The sequence below is a fragment of the Streptomyces sp. LS-MS-L19 genome (genome assembly GCF_058382285.1).
Window position 1 is genome coordinate 6,102,424 of the sequence record NZ_JBYCLL010000001.1, and the last position, 14,233, is coordinate 6,116,656.

At 71.8% G+C, this 14,233-nt stretch carries 14 protein-coding genes; 7 read left to right on the plus strand and 7 right to left on the minus strand.

What is annotated here, in order from left to right:
- Nucleotides 1-388 precede the first annotated feature (388 nt).
- Entirely contained in the window at nt 389-643 is a 255-nt protein-coding gene (locus tag AC2XR2_RS27345) for a chorismate mutase (protein ID WP_330264941.1), read from the minus strand.
- A 465-nt stretch (nt 644-1,108) separates the two neighbouring features.
- Between AC2XR2_RS27345 and guaA the strand changes: the two genes are divergently transcribed.
- The gene (gene guaA, locus AC2XR2_RS27350; protein WP_330264940.1) at nt 1,109-2,683 is read left to right on the plus strand and encodes a glutamine-hydrolyzing GMP synthase; all 1,575 of its coding nucleotides are present in this window, start codon (nt 1,109-1,111) and stop codon (nt 2,681-2,683) included.
- 16 nt (nt 2,684-2,699) lie between these two features.
- On the opposite strand, the gene AC2XR2_RS27355 is transcribed toward guaA, so the two are convergent.
- Nucleotides 2,700-3,167: a pyridoxamine 5'-phosphate oxidase family protein gene (locus tag AC2XR2_RS27355; RefSeq protein ID WP_491516547.1), complete on the minus strand. Its 468-nt coding sequence runs from the start codon at nt 3,165-3,167 to the stop codon at nt 2,700-2,702.
- Nucleotides 3,168-3,306: 139 nt separating this feature from the next.
- On the opposite strand from AC2XR2_RS27355, the gene AC2XR2_RS27360 reads away from it, so the two are divergent.
- Entirely contained in the window at nt 3,307-4,113 is an 807-nt protein-coding gene (locus AC2XR2_RS27360; protein ID WP_330264938.1) for a class II aldolase/adducin family protein, read from the plus strand.
- Nucleotides 4,114-4,175: 62 nt separating this feature from the next.
- Here AC2XR2_RS27360 and AC2XR2_RS27365 read toward each other — a convergent pair whose 3' ends face one another.
- Nucleotides 4,176-5,075, minus strand: a complete 900-nt coding sequence (locus AC2XR2_RS27365; RefSeq protein WP_449348546.1) for a DUF4429 domain-containing protein — start codon at nt 5,073-5,075, stop codon at nt 4,176-4,178.
- A 221-nt stretch (nt 5,076-5,296) separates the two neighbouring features.
- On the opposite strand from AC2XR2_RS27365, the gene AC2XR2_RS27370 reads away from it, so the two are divergent.
- Complete coding sequence (locus tag AC2XR2_RS27370) at nt 5,297-6,586, plus strand: hypothetical protein (RefSeq protein ID WP_491516548.1); 1,290 nt, start codon at nt 5,297-5,299, stop codon at nt 6,584-6,586.
- A gap of 279 nt (nt 6,587-6,865) precedes the next feature.
- Nucleotides 6,866-7,396, plus strand: a complete 531-nt coding sequence (locus AC2XR2_RS27375; RefSeq protein ID WP_330264935.1) for a DoxX family protein — start codon at nt 6,866-6,868, stop codon at nt 7,394-7,396.
- A 52-nt stretch (nt 7,397-7,448) separates the two neighbouring features.
- Here AC2XR2_RS27375 and AC2XR2_RS27380 read toward each other — a convergent pair whose 3' ends face one another.
- Together AC2XR2_RS27380 and AC2XR2_RS27385 are read right to left on the minus strand one after the other, a co-directional pair.
- Nucleotides 7,449-7,706: a hypothetical protein gene (locus AC2XR2_RS27380; RefSeq protein WP_491516549.1), complete on the minus strand. Its 258-nt coding sequence runs from the start codon at nt 7,704-7,706 to the stop codon at nt 7,449-7,451.
- Entirely contained in the window at nt 7,693-9,180 is a 1,488-nt protein-coding gene (locus AC2XR2_RS27385; protein WP_491516550.1) for a PspC domain-containing protein, read from the minus strand. The genes AC2XR2_RS27380 and AC2XR2_RS27385 overlap by 14 nt, the downstream gene beginning before the upstream one ends.
- Nucleotides 9,181-9,358: 178 nt before the next feature.
- On the opposite strand from AC2XR2_RS27385, the gene AC2XR2_RS27390 reads away from it, so the two are divergent.
- Both AC2XR2_RS27390 and AC2XR2_RS27395 read left to right on the plus strand, forming a co-directional pair.
- A complete protein-coding gene (locus tag AC2XR2_RS27390; protein ID WP_491516551.1) occupies nt 9,359-10,651 on the plus strand; it encodes an ATP-binding protein in 1,293 nt (430 codons plus the stop codon).
- Complete coding sequence (locus AC2XR2_RS27395) at nt 10,648-11,358, plus strand: response regulator transcription factor (protein WP_330264932.1); 711 nt, start codon at nt 10,648-10,650, stop codon at nt 11,356-11,358. Before AC2XR2_RS27390 ends, AC2XR2_RS27395 begins: the two co-directional genes overlap by 4 nt.
- Before the next feature lie 37 nt (nt 11,359-11,395).
- On the opposite strand, the gene AC2XR2_RS27400 is transcribed toward AC2XR2_RS27395, so the two are convergent.
- Nucleotides 11,396-12,457, minus strand: coding sequence for a C40 family peptidase (locus AC2XR2_RS27400; protein WP_491516552.1), 1,062 nt, complete (start codon nt 12,455-12,457; stop codon nt 11,396-11,398).
- A 455-nt stretch (nt 12,458-12,912) separates the two neighbouring features.
- On the opposite strand from AC2XR2_RS27400, the gene AC2XR2_RS27405 reads away from it, so the two are divergent.
- Complete coding sequence (locus tag AC2XR2_RS27405; protein WP_330264930.1) at nt 12,913-13,266, plus strand: hypothetical protein; 354 nt, start codon at nt 12,913-12,915, stop codon at nt 13,264-13,266.
- Here AC2XR2_RS27405 and AC2XR2_RS27410 read toward each other — a convergent pair.
- Nucleotides 13,244-14,227, minus strand: a complete 984-nt coding sequence (locus tag AC2XR2_RS27410; RefSeq protein WP_491516553.1) for a tellurite resistance/C4-dicarboxylate transporter family protein — start codon at nt 14,225-14,227, stop codon at nt 13,244-13,246. The two genes, AC2XR2_RS27405 and AC2XR2_RS27410, sit on opposite strands and share 23 nt — an antisense overlap.
- Between the last annotated feature and the right edge of the window lie 6 nt (nt 14,228-14,233).

Here is a 14,233-nt window from a genome sequence, read left to right on the forward strand (position 1 = left end):
CACGGATGGTCTGGACCTCTGGCAGTCAGGCGACGCAGAACGAATGCAGTTGTCTACGGCGGGACTTGGGGGCTTTCTAGGCATCGTGCTGGATGGACGCGGCCTCCGCAATGGTTTGGCCCAGCCTCGTGCCGGTACTTGTCCCGCCGGCCGGCCCCGGGCGTCCCCGGAGCCGACCGTTCTCTTGGGTGACCGGGCTGCTGTCCCCTGCCGTCCGGTCACTTCCTGGAGCGAGGTCCCACGACGCACGGCACGTTCCGTACGTCTCATCGCTCCAGCGAGCCACGCGTGGTTCTGTCGGGCCCGCCCCTGGCTGGCACGGACACCACGACCAACGAGGCGGTCCGGGCGGCGGTCACGCGCCGTACGGGTGAGGCGGGCCCCGAACTCAGATGCGACCCCTGCACAGTTCGAGGAGCGTCATGGCGAGGCTCGTGCCGGGCTTGCCGAGCGCGTCCCGGTAGCGGCCGAGGATCTCCATCTCGCGGGCGAGGTGCACGCGGCGGCCGCCGGAGGCGATCCGGGTCTGCTGGACGACGGCCGAGACGGCCATCCGTTCCTGGATCAGACCGAGGATCCGGTCGTCGAGGGCGTCGATGCGCTCACGGGCGTCGGCGATGGTGGTTTCCGGGGTGGTGGTCATACAGGGCTCCTCGGTGGGGTGGGTGCCCCGGAGCGGCAAGGTCCGGAAAACACCAGGCGCCCCGGACCTTGTCGGCCCGGGGCGCCTGGGAAGTCGCTTGTCAGTTGCTCAAGCAGCACGACCATGGCAGCCGGCGGGCCGGGTGCCATAGGTAAACAGGTAGGTCGTCTGCGGGAGCATGGCAGCAGTATGCCGGGCCCCACGACGGCGTCCAACCCGGTTCGCATCCTGAGACCGGGCCGGTGCCGGTCCGGCGGATCGGGCCGGCTGCCGGGTAGCGGCCCAGCCGTCGCCGAATGCAGTGGAGCCCGGCCGGGCGGCGCCCGGTGGGGGCGGCTTCGAGGTGGGACGGGGCCCGCGACGCCCGCACCGATCCGCCGGACCGGCACGCGCCCCCGAACCGGTCCTGTGGGTCCCGGTAGACTCGGCCCTACACACACCTCGCTCACCGCCGGAAGGCAACCCGTGTCATCAGCGACCCCAGCCGCCCCCGACACCGTCCTGGTCGTCGACTTCGGCGCGCAGTACGCCCAGCTCATCGCCCGCCGCGTCCGCGAGGCCCGGGTCTACAGCGAGATCGTGCCGAGCACCATGCCGGTCGCGGAGATGCTCGCCAAGAACCCGGCGGCGATCATCCTCTCCGGCGGCCCCTCCTCCGTGTACGCGGAGGGCGCCCCCCGCCTGGACCGCGAGCTCTTCGAGTCCGGCGTCCCGGTCTTCGGCATGTGCTACGGCTTCCAGCTGATGGCCACCACCCTCGGCGGCACCGTCGACAACACCGGCGCCCGCGAGTACGGCCGTACGCCGCTGCACGTCTCGAAGTCCGGCTCCACCCTCTTCGAGGGCACCCCCGACGAGCAGTCGGTGTGGATGTCCCACGGCGACGCCTGCTCCGCCGCCCCCGAGGGCTTCACCGTGACCGCGTCCACCGACGTCGTCCCGGTCGCCGCCTTCGAGAACGACGAGAAGAAGCTCTACGGCGTCCAGTACCACCCCGAGGTCATGCACTCCACGCACGGCCAGCAGGTCCTGGAGCACTTCCTGTACCGGGGCGCCGGCCTGAAGCCGGACTGGACCACCGGCAACGTGATCGAGGAGCAGGTCGCCGCCATCCGCGAGCAGGTCGGCGACAAGCGCGCCATCTGCGGTCTGTCCGGCGGCGTCGACTCCGCCGTGGCCGCCGCCCTCGTCGCGCGCGCCATCGGCGACCAGCTGACCTGCGTGTACGTCGACCACGGTCTGATGCGCAAGGGCGAGACCGAGCAGGTCGAGAAGGACTTCGTGGCCGCGACCGGCGTCAAGCTGGTCGTCGTCGACGCGGAGGAGCGCTTCCTGACCGCCCTCAAGGGCGTCTCGGACCCCGAGGAGAAGCGGAAGATCATCGGCCGCGAGTTCATCCGGGTCTTCGAGCAGGCGCAGGCCGAGATCATCGCGGACGAGGGCCCGGCGGTGGAGTTCCTCGTCCAGGGCACCCTCTACCCGGACGTGGTCGAGTCCGGTGGCGGCACCGGCACCGCCAACATCAAGTCGCACCACAACGTGGGCGGGCTCCCGGAGGACCTGGAGTTCCAGCTCATCGAGCCGCTGCGCAAGCTGTTCAAGGACGAGGTCAGGATGGTCGGCCAGGAGCTGGGGCTCCCGGACGAGATCGTCCAGCGGCAGCCCTTCCCGGGCCCCGGCCTCGGCATCCGGATCGTCGGCGAGGTCACCAAGGAGCGCCTGGACCTGCTGCGGGACGCCGACGCCATCGCCCGCGAGGAGCTCACCGCGGCCGGCCTGGACCGGGACATCTGGCAGTGCCCGGTGGTCCTGCTCGCCGACGTCCGCTCGGTCGGCGTCCAGGGTGACGGCCGCACCTACGGCCACCCGATCGTCCTGCGCCCGGTCTCCTCCGAGGACGCCATGACGGCCGACTGGTCGCGACTGCCGTACGACGTCCTCGCGAAGATCTCGACGCGGATCACCAACGAGGTGGCCGACGTCAACCGCGTGGTGCTCGACGTGACGTCGAAGCCGCCGGGCACCATCGAGTGGGAGTAGGCAGCCCTCTTGAAGGTCAGGTCCGCTTGAGAGTGCGCACCGGCTCTCCGGGCTTCCAGACCTGGACGACCAGGTACTTCTCGTCCTCGACGTAGGTCCGCACGACCTCCGTCAGCTCGGTGCGGAAGAGGTGGAACGGCTCCGGCGGTTCCACCCCTTCGCCGTACGCGGCCTTGGTCTCCGGGTCGGTGACCTCGCTCGCGCGACCGCTGATCCGGACGTCCCCGCCGCCCATCGTCTGCCCCTCGCCCGGGTTGGCCTGGAGGGCGAAGCGGGGGTCGCGCTGGAGGTCGAGGGCCTTGAGCGAGTCCGGCATCATGCCGAGCCACAGCTCGCCGTTCAGGAAACGCACCTCCAGGCCGGAGGTGCGGGGCGAACCGTCCTTGCGCAGGGTCGCGAGAACATGATGGCTGAAGGCGCCGAAGCGCTCCTCGACGGTCTTGGCCAGGTCGGGTTCCGCGGCGGAGAAAGCTGCCCAGTTCATAGCCGACAGTGTTCCGTCGATACCCGACATCTTCTGTCTGATATCCACCGGGTACGCCATCTTTACAAAACAGCCCTGTTCTCTTGCGCTGACCGAAGGTAACTTCCGCCCCGTAAGCCACCCAGTGCCGGAGGACCATATGCACGGGACACCCCTCGGGCCCACTCCGCCGATGCCGGTGCCCACCGAGAAGCTCCAGTTCGCGATGCCGCCGATGCACGACTCCGTCGAGGAGGAACGCCGGCACCGCAAGGAGCGGCTCGCCGGCGCGCTGCGGAACTTCGGACGGCTCGGCTTCGAGGACGGCGTCTCCGGACACATCACCGCCCGCGACCCGGAGTTCACCGACTGCTTCTGGGTCAACCCCTTCGGCATGCCCTTCAAGCACGTCACCGTGAGCGACCTGGTGCTCGCCAACTCCGACGGGCAGGTGCTCGACGGCCGCCACCACGTCAACCAGGCGGCGTTCACCGTGCACTCCCAGGTGCACGCCGCCCGCCCGGACGTCGTCGCCGTCGCCCACTGCCACTCCGTGCACGGCCGGGCGCTGGCCGCCCTAGGTGAACTCCTCGACCCCATCACCCAGGAGAGCTGCGCCTTCTACGAGGACCACGCGCTCTACGACACCTACACCGGAGTCGCCGTCGACGCCGAGGAGGGCCGCCGGATCGCCACCGCGCTCGGTTCCCGCAAGGCCCTGGTCCTGCGCAACCACGGGCTGCTCACCGTCGGGGACTCGGTGGACGCGGCGGCCTGGTGGTTCGTGTCGATGGAACGCTCCAGCCAGGTGCAGCTGACGGCCCGGGCGGCGGGCCGCCCCGTGCTCATCGACCACCGGGCGGCGGTCGCGACGCGGGAACAGCTGGGCGGAGACCTGGTGGCCTGGATCAACTACCAGCCGATGTGGCAGGACATCAGCCGCAGCGAGCCGGATCTGCTGTCGTGACGGATCTGCTGTCGTGACGCCCGGCGGTGCTGCTGTCATGACGCCCGGGTGCTCCGGGGGCTTCAGAAACCCCGGAGCACGGCCGCCTTCGTCAGGGCGAACTCCTCGTCCGTGAGCACCCCTTCACGGTGCAGCTCACCCAACTCCCGCAGCCTGCGCAGCAGTACGTCGTGATGGTCGGCCGGCGGCGGTACGGCGGACGCCGTCAGCCGGGGGCGATCGGCGCGCTCGTCGCCGTACTCGAGGCCGCCCCGGGTGGACGGATGCGGGAGTCTCGCCGTGACGGCCGTCGCGACAAGGGCCGTGAGCAGGTCGCGGCGGGTGCTGCCCCACAGGTCGAGGGCGTACGGGTCCTTCTCCGGCGGCAGCTTCGAGAACGACGTCTCACGGGTCACGAACCGCATGAACCCGTCCTCGTAACCGGAGTTGGGCAGCCACTCCACCTGGACCAGGTCGCCCACGTTGATGATCCGCGGACCGGTCGCGCGCTTGACGCGGTCGGAGGTGTCGGCCCAGTCGATACGGACCTGGATGCCGTCGAAGGACACCGTGCCGTCGGAGGAGCGCACCGAGACCGGGACCGGCGGGCCCGGGAGCAGATACGTCTTCGTCGGCTCCTTGGGGATCTGGTCGAGGAGGAGCGCGCGGCGGATCTCCTCGGCCACGTACTCGGCGACCCCCGCACGGTCGACGTCCACGGTCAGCCGGTACGGATCGGCCGGGTCCGGCAGGCGTCCGCCGGTCGCGTGCAGCAGCGGGTCCGCGCCCTCGCGCAGCCGCATCCTGAGCCGGCCGCGCTTGCGTTCCGGTTCGAACGCCACGCCCGCGATGGCCTCCAGGGGCACGGCGATCTCCCCGTACGTCTGCCGGAACAGCGGCACGGAGCGGTGGAGTCCCGGCGTGATCCTGACCGTTGTGCCGTCGAAGGCCCAGGTCCCGTCACGCTGGATGATCTCGGCCATACGGAAATTCTCGCAGCCGGGTCAACACGGCGGGCCCTGCTTCACCCGTCGCTTCACTTGCGCGGACCGGACCTGCCGGATGGGGGAGGTGTGCTGTAGGGCACAATTCGCTGTCATCACGGGGGAGTTGTTCGGGGTTCTTCAGCGGGTGGCGCGGCCGGTCGGCCGTGAGGTCATGTGGGGCCGAAAGGCCAGGAGTCGTGGGAAGGCGGGCGTCGGGCGTGGCGGTGCAGGAAGCGAGACAGAGCGCGGCCGGGGGCGTGCCCCAAGGTGCGCACGACGGTGGCTGCACCTGCGGGGACTGTCCGCACGGGGCGCGGGCCGGGCACCGGCGTGCGGTCGCCGAATTCCTCCTGAAGCGGGACGAGTTCGCCGCCGGACAGGGGCTGCCCGCCGCCGTGGCGCACTCCGCGTCGGCCTCCCGGCAGTGGGTCTCGGAGGAGCTGACCCAGTCCGCGGAGCTCGTGGCCGAACGCGGACGGGCCGAGGGCGCCGCCTGGCTCGCCCGGCTGTGGCGCCGCACCGCCTACGCCGTGTGGGTTGCGGTCGTGGTCCTGCTGCTCGTCCAGGCACTGACCGCAATCGGCGCGGGGTGGACCACGGCGCGTACGGCCGGCCTGCTCGCCGCGCTGCTCGTGGCCGGGGCGCTGACCGCCGCGTCCTGGTTCCACCGGGCCCGGGGCGGGGTGCTCGCGCCGGTGATCGGTGAGGACAACCGGCTGTCGACGTCACGGGCGGTCGCCGTGGCCTGGGTGCTGTTCGTCGCGTACGCCGTGCTGGTACTGGTGGGACGGCTGGCCGCGGCCTCCTCCGGTGCGGAGCGCGACGCGCTGATCTCCGGTCTCGAACTGGCCCGGGGCGCGGGTGTGGTGACCGTGCTCGCCGTGGTGTGCGGGATCGCCGTGCTGGTACGGCGCGTGGTCGGGCTGCGGGTGCTGGGGCAGCGGTTGCAGAAGGTGCGGGCGGACCGGCCGCGGGCCGCGGACCTGCTGACGGACGACTCCGGGCGGGGCAGCTTCGCCGACATCCAGTACGTCGTGATCGGCGCGGTCGCCCTGCTGTTCGCGTGCGTACGGCTGGCCCGGCGGCCGGACCAGCTGCCCGATCTGCCGTGGGGGCTCGCGGTGGTGGTGCTGGTCTCCGCGGCGACGTATGTGGCGGGCAAGTACGCGGAGGGCGGCCGACCGGTGATCCTCTCCGTGGTGCGCTCACGCGAGGCGGGCGACCTGGACGGTCCCATCCGCACCGGGGACGACATCGAGATCCGGGGTGCCGGGTTCGTGCCGCCGGGGGCGCAGCGGGCGGATCGGCTGGCGCGGATGGTGGTGCGGATCGGTCCGGTGAACGTGCATGTGCCCCTGGTGCCGGTGGCCGGGGGCTTCAGCAACCCCACGGACGAGGTACTGACCGTCCCGGTGCCGGCGGATGTGGAGCCGGGGCGGGTGGAGGTGCAGGTGGTGACCGCGGCGGGGGTGGAGACGAATCGGTATGCGATTGATGTGACGGACTGAGGGGTTGTTGGGTCTGTCTGGTGCGGCTTGGTGGGGGCGTGTGTAGCGCGCGCGGTCCGGTGGGTGAGCCGGTGCCGGGGTGGGGGGCAAGATGCGCCCACCGCCCCCACCCAGGGGCGCGGGGAACTGCGCGACCAGCCCCCACCTACCCGCAGCCGCCCGACAACCGAACGCGGCACCTTCCAAAAACTCGTCCGAACGGAATTGAGCACCGCGGCCCCTCCATGCGTATCGTCTTGTGAGGGGTCTCGGCACGCTGGTGAGAGGCGGCTCGGAGCGATGACTCACAGTTTTCGTACGGACACGCACGCCCCCTATTACGACGAGCAACGGTCCTGGCGGGACAGCATCAGCCAGTACGCCCTGCTTCCGCTGCGCATCTTCCTGGGCGTCACCTTCATCTACGCCGGCCTGGACAAACTGACCGACAGTGCCTTCATGAAGGACTCCGGCTCGGGCTCCATCGGCGACATGATGCGCAGCGTGCGGGACTCCTCGGCGATCCCCGCCCTGGTCGACCTGTCCCTGAAGAACCCCGTCGGCTTCGGCTACGCCATCGCCCTCGGTGAACTCGCCGTGGGCATCGGCACCCTGCTCGGCATCCTCGCCCGCCTGGCCGCGCTCGGCGGCGCGTTGATCTCGCTCAGCCTGTGGCTGACCGTGAGCTGGGCGTCCGACCCCTACTACTACGGCAACGACCTCGCCTACCTGATGGCCTGGCTGCCCCTCGTCCTCGCGGGTGCCTCCGTCTTCTCCGTGGACGCCGCCTTGCGGGCCCGACGACGGCAGCGGGCGGGAGGTTACCGGTAGCTCCGGTCGGCGGAGCTACCGGTGGCGAGACGGGCGGCCCCCGGCTCAGCGGTCAGTGCGGTGAGGACGGTTGGGCCGTCTCCTCCACCTCGAGCGGTGTGCTCGTACGGCGCCTGCCGCGTCGGCCGCGTATGGACCCGGTCAGCAATCCCACCGCGCCGGCGAGGAAGAGGCCGCCCACCACCATCGGGATCACCGCGAACCACGGCGTGTCCCACGCGTCGCCCGCGTCCCCGACATAGGTGATGCCCGCGAGGGTGAGGAAGACGCCGGCGATCAGTCTCCCTGGCTGGAACTCATGACGCAGCACGGCGCACCTCCGCCTGTCCGATGCCGACCCGCAGGTCCAGGTCGAGCGTGCCGGCGTTCTTCGGGTCCGAGGTCGGTGGCAGGGTGACCTCCTTGCGCTTGCCCGGTTCCACGTCCACGTCCGCCTGGTCGTCGCCCGGCAACTGGATGTCGCCCACGCCCACGTCGATGCTCGCCTTCACGGTCACGTCCGGCGGTACGACGACCACCAGCCGGCCCACGCCCACGTCGGCCTGGGTCGTCACGGTCCGGCCCTTGGACAGATCCAGCTTGGTCAGGTCCAAGGTCCCCACGCCCGTGCCGAGTTCGTACTCCGGGCGGACGTCGGTCACCGCCGCCGGTTTCCAGGTCGTGCGGACCCAGTGGGTGGTGATGTCCTTCGGCAGGGCCGCCGAGGTGGCCAGCAGGCCGGCCGTGACGACCGCGAGGAAGACCGAGCCCGCTCCGGTCCGGCCGAGGAAGGAGCTGAGGGCTATGCCCAGGCCGAAGACGATCAGCGCGCAGGCGAGGCCGGTCTGCAGACTGGTGCCGAGGGGATGCTCCTCCCAGGTCGCTCCGGTGCCGAGGCCGCCCGCCAGCAGGGCGAACAGGAAGATCCAGCCGCCGATCCAGCGCGGGCCGCGCGGCTTGGGCTGTCGGGTCTGGGCCGCGCGCAGGTCCTCGCGTCGGTTCCAGGGGGTGCCGAGGCCGATGTTGACGGCCGCCGCGATGTCACGCTCGCGGGAGTCCACGGGCCCCCACAGATAGCCCGTGCCGCCGACGTGGGTGCCGTCCTTGACGATGGGGTCGCGCCACCAGGAGGGGGAGCCGGCGGGCACCGGCGGGGCCTGGGCCTCCGGCGGGGCGTCGGCGACGGCCTGGGCGGCGAGCGGGTCCGGGTCGGGGGTGCCGCGGTTGCGCGACCAGTAGCCGGCCCCCGCGAGGAGCAGGGAGAGGACCACGGCGAAGGTCAGCACGCCGGTGTTGCTCAGCATGGTGAGGAAGACTCCGCAGCCGACCAGCGCGAACAGCACGCCGATGAGTGCCTGGCCGTCCACCCGGCCGGTGAGGAGCTTGCGCACCTCGTTCTCGTCCTCGTCGTCGTACGGGACGAGGAGCCAGGCGAAGCCGTAGAAGATGAGACCGATGCCGCCGGTCGCCGACAGCACGGCGAGCGTGATCCGGAAGATCACCGGGTCCATGTCGCACTGCCGCCCGAGCCCGGCACACACCCCGGCGAGCTGCTTGTGCCGACGGTCGCGCCGGAAGACGAGGGGGGTGGCGGCGGGACCGGATTCCGGGGCGGGGTCGTCGGCTGCGTGCGCGGCCGTGACCGTGGTCGGTGTCATGCCTCCTTCTTTTTCTTTTCGCGCGCCCGCCTGCCCGTGCGTGCGCGCGTGCCCGCCGGGGTCGGCGGGGGCGCCCGCGCCGGGGCCGGTGCTCGGGTCCGGGCCTCCGCCGGATCCGGCGCCCGGGGCGTGCTGGTGTTCTGTCATGTGTCCATGGTGACGGGCGCGAGGGCCCGGCGGGAGTCGGAACGACCCTGGCCGGACCCTGATATCGGCCCTGAGAGGGGGGAGGGAAGCGTTCGGAAGGCGCGCCGTTCGGAGATCAGGGGAGTCTCGGGGGCCAACCCTGATGCCCCCGCACCCCGGCCGTGTGACCATCGATGGCATGCCGGAAGCCGCAGCAGTGCCCCTCGTCGAACCGCGGCCGCCGCGCAAGCTCTACCGCAGCAGTGACGGACGCTGGCTGGGTGGTGTGGCGCGGGGGCTCGCCGGGCATCTCGGGCTGCCCGTCATCTGGGTGCGGCTCGTCTTCGTCGGCCTGTTCATGGCGGACGGCCTCGGCGCCCTGCTGTATGCCGCCTTCTGGTTCTTCGTGCCGCTCGGCGTCGGCGGGGTCGGAGGGCAGCGGCCACCCGCGCTGGTCACGACCGAGACCTCGCCGGACGGCCGCCGCAGACTGGTCGCCCGCCGCCCCGACCGGGGTCAGATTGTGGCCCTGCTGCTCATGGTCGTCGCGGCCATGGTCTTCGTCGGCAATGTCAATGTGGGCAACGGGGCCAAGGCCTACCTCTGGCCGGCCGTCCTCGTCGGCGCGGGCGTCGCCCTCGTCTGGCGCCAGGCGGACAATGCCCGCAGGGCCCGCTGGATGGAGGTCGGCCGCCGTCGGCGCACCCTGACCCTGCTGCGTGCCGCCGGTGGTGTCCTCCTGGTCACCGCGGGCGTCTCCGGGGTCTTCGTGCTCCAGGGTTCCGCCGCCCACCTCGGCTCCGTCCTCCAGGCGGCCCTCGCGGTCCTCGTCGGGATAACGCTGCTGGCGGGGCCGTATCTCGTCCGGATGACCCAGGACCTCTCCGAGGAGCGACTGATGCGCATCCGCGCCCAGGAGCGCGCGGAGGTCGCCGCGCATGTCCACGACTCGGTGCTGCACACCCTGACCCTGATCCAGCGCAACGCGGAGAACGCGAGCGAGGTCCGCCGCCTCGCCCGCGCCCAGGAGCGCGACCTGCGCACCTGGCTCTACAAGCCCGAGGGCACCGGCAAGGACGAGGCCGACGAACCCACCGACCTCGCCGACGCGGTGCGGCGCAATGCCGCCGAGGTCGAGGACAAGCACGGCGTCCCCATCGAGGTCGTGGTCGTCGGCGACTGCCCGCTCGACGAGAGAACCAGTGCCCAGATGCAGGCCGCGCGCGAGGCGATGGTCAACGCCGCCAAGTACGGTGGCGAGGGCGGCGCCGTACAGGTCTATGCCGAAGTCGAGGGCCGGACGGTCTTCGTGTCCGTCCGGGACCGTGGTCCCGGCTTCGACCTCGACTCGATACCCGCCGACCGGATGGGTGTCAGACAATCGATCATCGGCCGCATGGAGCGCCATGGCGGCACGGCCCGGCTGCGCGCGGTGCCGGACGGCGGCACGGAGGTCGAGCTGGAGATGGAGAGGGCGGAGAAGACGTCATGAGCGACGAGGCGAACGGCACGGCGGAGGTCACCGGGGGCGCGGACGGGCGCCGGGTGCGCGTGGTCCTCGTCGACGACCACCGCATGTTCCGTACGGGCGTCCAGGCCGAGATCGGCCGGACCGAGGAGACCGGTGTCGAGGTGGTCGGGGAGGCCGCGGACGTCGAGCAGGCCGTCACCGTGATCACCGCGACCCGACCCGAGGTCGTCCTCCTCGACGTGCATCTGCCGGGCGGCGGCGGAGTCGAAGTGCTGCGCCGCTGCGCCCCGTTGATGGCCGACGCCGAACAGCCCGTCCGCTTCCTCGCCCTGTCCGTCTCGGACGCGGCGGAGGACGTGATCGGGGTGATCCGGGGCGGTGCGCGCGGCTATGTGACGAAGACGATCACGGGCACGGACCTGGTCAACTCGGTCTTCCGCGTCCAGGAGGGCGACGCCGTCTTCTCGCCGCGACTGGCCGGGTTCGTCCTGGACGCCTTCGCCTCGACCGACGCCCCGCCGGTCGACGAGGACCTCGACCGTCTCACCCAGCGGGAGCGCGAGGTGCTGAGGCTCATCGCGCGTGGCTACGCCTACAAGGAGATCGCCAAGCAGCTGTTCATCTCGGTGAAGACGGTCGAGTCCCATGTCTCGGCGGTGCTGCGGAAGTTGCAGCTGTCCAACCGTCATGAGCTGACGCGGTGGGCGACGGCACGCCGACTGGTCTGACGCACCTTCACCGGACGCGCGCTCACCTTCGGCGCGCTCACGCCACCCGTGTGGCCCCGGCGAACGGCATCTCGTCGATCGGTGCCTCGCGTACCGGTGCCGACGGGTTCGGGGCGTGGATCATGCGGCCGTTGCCGATGTAGAGGCCGACGTGGCTGATGCCGGAGTAGAAGAACACCAGGTCACCGGGGAGGAGTTCGGAGCGGGAGACGCGTCGGCCGGCGTCGATCTGGGCGTAGGTCGTGCGGGGCAGGGAGATGCCCGCGGAGCGGTACGCGGCCTGGACCAGGCCCGAGCAGTCGAAGGCGTCCGGGCCGGTGGCGCCCCAGACGTAGGGGCTGCCCAGCTTGGAGTAGGCGTAGGAGACGGCCGCCGCGGCCCGGGAGTTGGGGGCCTGAGCGGTGGCCGTGGCGGGTGTCGTCAGCCCTCCGCGGGCGCCCGTCGCGTCGCGTGAGGCGCGAGGTCCGGCCGCACCTGCCCCCGCCCGTTCCCCGGCCGGGAGCTGGGTCAGCAGGCGGCGGGCCGCGTCCAGCTTGCCGGTGATCGTCTTCTTGTGGCGCTTCAGCTCCGCCTGCCGGGACTTCAGCGAGGCCAGCTCGATGTGTGCGGCGCCGCGCAACTGCTCGATCTCCCGCAGTTGGCGGCGGACGTTCGCCACCGAGGTCGCCTGTCGGCTGCCGGCCCGTTCGACGAACTCGGCGCCGTCCAGGTAGTGGTCGGGGTCGTCGGAGAGGGCGAGCTGCATCGCGGGGTCGAGTCCGCCGCCGCGGTACTGTGCGGCGGCGATCGCACCCAGCCCGTCCCGGGCCTCGTTGAGCCGCTCGGTCCGGCGTGCCGCCTGGTCCCGCAGGGTGTCCAGCCGGGCCTCGGCCGCCTCGGCCTTCTCCTTCGCGCCGTTGTACTTCTCGGTGGCGGCCTCCGCCTCCTGGTACAGCCGGTCCACCTGCGCCTTGACCTGCGCCGGCGTGAGCTGCGGCTCGGCGTGTCCGGTCCCCTCGAAGCCCGTCGCGGTCGCCGCGCCGGCGAGGGCGATCGTGGCCGCCGTACGGACCGTATGGCCGCCGGCCGAGCGTTGACGGGGCTTGCGGTGCACTGCCACGTGGACTGCACGTCCTTTCCTCGACCGCCCGCCCCGGGGCTCGTCCGGCGTACGGCGCCAGGGGGAGCGGCCGTACGACCGCCCGGGGGCGGTGTGCGCGTCCGGCGACGGGCCGCACAGGGGGAGCGGACCGCCGCCGGACCTTCTCGGCGGTGGTGGCCGACTGCCGCCCCTGGCCCGGGCGGCGGTGGGGAGCCGGTCACCTGGTGGAGGACGCTAAACCTGAGTGTGTCCGGGAGGTAACGCGTTGTGCGGAAGTGCCGCCAGGGGACCGCCGGGTGACCGAAGGTGACCGTGATCCCGGGGTGGCGTCGTCGACTTCGCGCGGTGCGCTGACCGAAGTCGGGCTTTTCGGCCGCCCGCGAGGCGGGGAGTGCTATGGGGCGCATATATGCAAGTTCTGCTGAAGGGGCCGGTGCGGGCGTCCTCAGGGGCCCGGCATAGGCTCCGGCCTCATGGACGTACTCATCCATCTCTTCGTCGGCCTGCACATCATCGGCATCGCCTCGCTGCTCGGCGGCTTCCTCACCCAGATGAAGGCGATGGGCCAGGGCACCGCCCGGTTCGTCCCCGCGATGCTGCACGGCGCCGCGACCATGCTGGTCACCGGGATCATCCTGGTCGGCCTCAACCAGGCCGACGACCAGCACGTCAACAACATCAAGATCGGCATCAAGCTGGCGCTGCTGATCGTGATCCTCGGACTCGTCTACGTGAAGCGCGACGACGAGAAGGTGGACAAGAGCCTGTTCGGCCTGGTCGGCGCGCTGACCACGGCCAACATCTTCATCGCGGTGCTCTGGACCTGAGAGCGGCACGCGCCTCGGCGACCGCCCCCGCGCCGACGGCCAGCCAGGCCGCCACCGACACCCACAGCAGCACCTCACCCGGTGTCCGCAGCCAGGAGACGTCCAGGGCGGCCGAGACCGACAGGGTCGCCGCCGCGGCCATGCCCATGGGGAAGACGGTGGCCCAGCGCCGCACGTCGTAGCCCGGCCGCGGCCGGAGGCACTCGGCCGCGAGCAGCACGGCGTACCCGGCCAGGCCGAGCACCAGCAGGGCGACGGTCACCGCGCGCAGCACGCCGAGGTCGTCGTCGTTCCACAGGTACAGGCGCGCGCTGTCGGCGGCGATCAGCCTCGCGCCGGCCAGCGCCGAGATGGCGAGCGCCCCGCCCGCGATCCACTGGTCACCGTGCCCCTCCAGCACCTGGCGCGGGTCGAAGCGGTAGAACGCGACGCCGTAGAGGACCAGGCCGAGCCAGAACAGCACGAGCGCGGTGTGCGCGAGCCAGGCCGCCGACTCGGCCGCCGCGAGGGTGGCGCCGAGGACCGCGAGGCCCTGGGTCGCCACACAGGCCAGGAACACCCCGCCGGGCATCCGCCGCGTCCAGTGGCCCACGGCGAACACGATCAGCACCGGCCACAGCAGCGCGGCCAGGGCCAGCAGGGCCTCGGCGAGGGGCTGCCGGTCGAGCGCGGAGAAGCGGGTACCGAGCACGGTGGTCGCCGCCACGGCCGTCAGCGCGCCCGGGGTCCCGGCCTCGGCGACCCAGCGCGCGCGCTCCCGGAGCAGTCGTACGGCGAACTCGGCGGCCAGTCCCAGCCAGGCCGCGCAGCCGAGCACCAGGGCGATCCGGGACAGCGTCTCGTAGCCGGCCAGGTGCAGCCCGACCGACAGGATGCCGGTCGCCATCGCGGCGGCCCCGGCGGCGGACGGGCGCCGCGTCCACCAGAGGCGCAGGGGGGAGTGCGGGGAGGTACCGGCCATGCACCG

Excerpts from the sequence above, each read along its gene's own strand:
- AC2XR2_RS27360 (WP_330264938.1), top strand. The coding sequence starts at position 3,307 with ATGCACGGGACACCCCTCGGGCCCACTCCGCCGATGCCGGTGCCCACC.
- AC2XR2_RS27405 (WP_330264930.1), top strand. The coding sequence starts at position 12,913 with ATGGACGTACTCATCCATCTCTTCGTCGGCCTGCACATCATCGGCATC.
- AC2XR2_RS27345 (WP_330264941.1), bottom strand. The coding sequence starts at position 643 with ATGACCACCACCCCGGAAACCACCATCGCCGACGCCCGTGAGCGCATC.
- AC2XR2_RS27395 (WP_330264932.1), top strand. The coding sequence starts at position 10,648 with ATGAGCGACGAGGCGAACGGCACGGCGGAGGTCACCGGGGGCGCGGAC.
- AC2XR2_RS27365 (WP_449348546.1), bottom strand. The coding sequence starts at position 5,075 with ATGGCCGAGATCATCCAGCGTGACGGGACCTGGGCCTTCGACGGCACA.
- AC2XR2_RS27385 (WP_491516550.1), bottom strand. The coding sequence starts at position 9,180 with ATGACAGAACACCAGCACGCCCCGGGCGCCGGATCCGGCGGAGGCCCG.
- AC2XR2_RS27390 (WP_491516551.1), top strand. The coding sequence starts at position 9,359 with ATGCCGGAAGCCGCAGCAGTGCCCCTCGTCGAACCGCGGCCGCCGCGC.
- AC2XR2_RS27410 (WP_491516553.1), bottom strand. The coding sequence starts at position 14,227 with ATGGCCGGTACCTCCCCGCACTCCCCCCTGCGCCTCTGGTGGACGCGG.
- AC2XR2_RS27375 (WP_330264935.1), top strand. The coding sequence starts at position 6,866 with ATGACTCACAGTTTTCGTACGGACACGCACGCCCCCTATTACGACGAG.
- AC2XR2_RS27355 (WP_491516547.1), bottom strand. The coding sequence starts at position 3,167 with ATGAACTGGGCAGCTTTCTCCGCCGCGGAACCCGACCTGGCCAAGACC.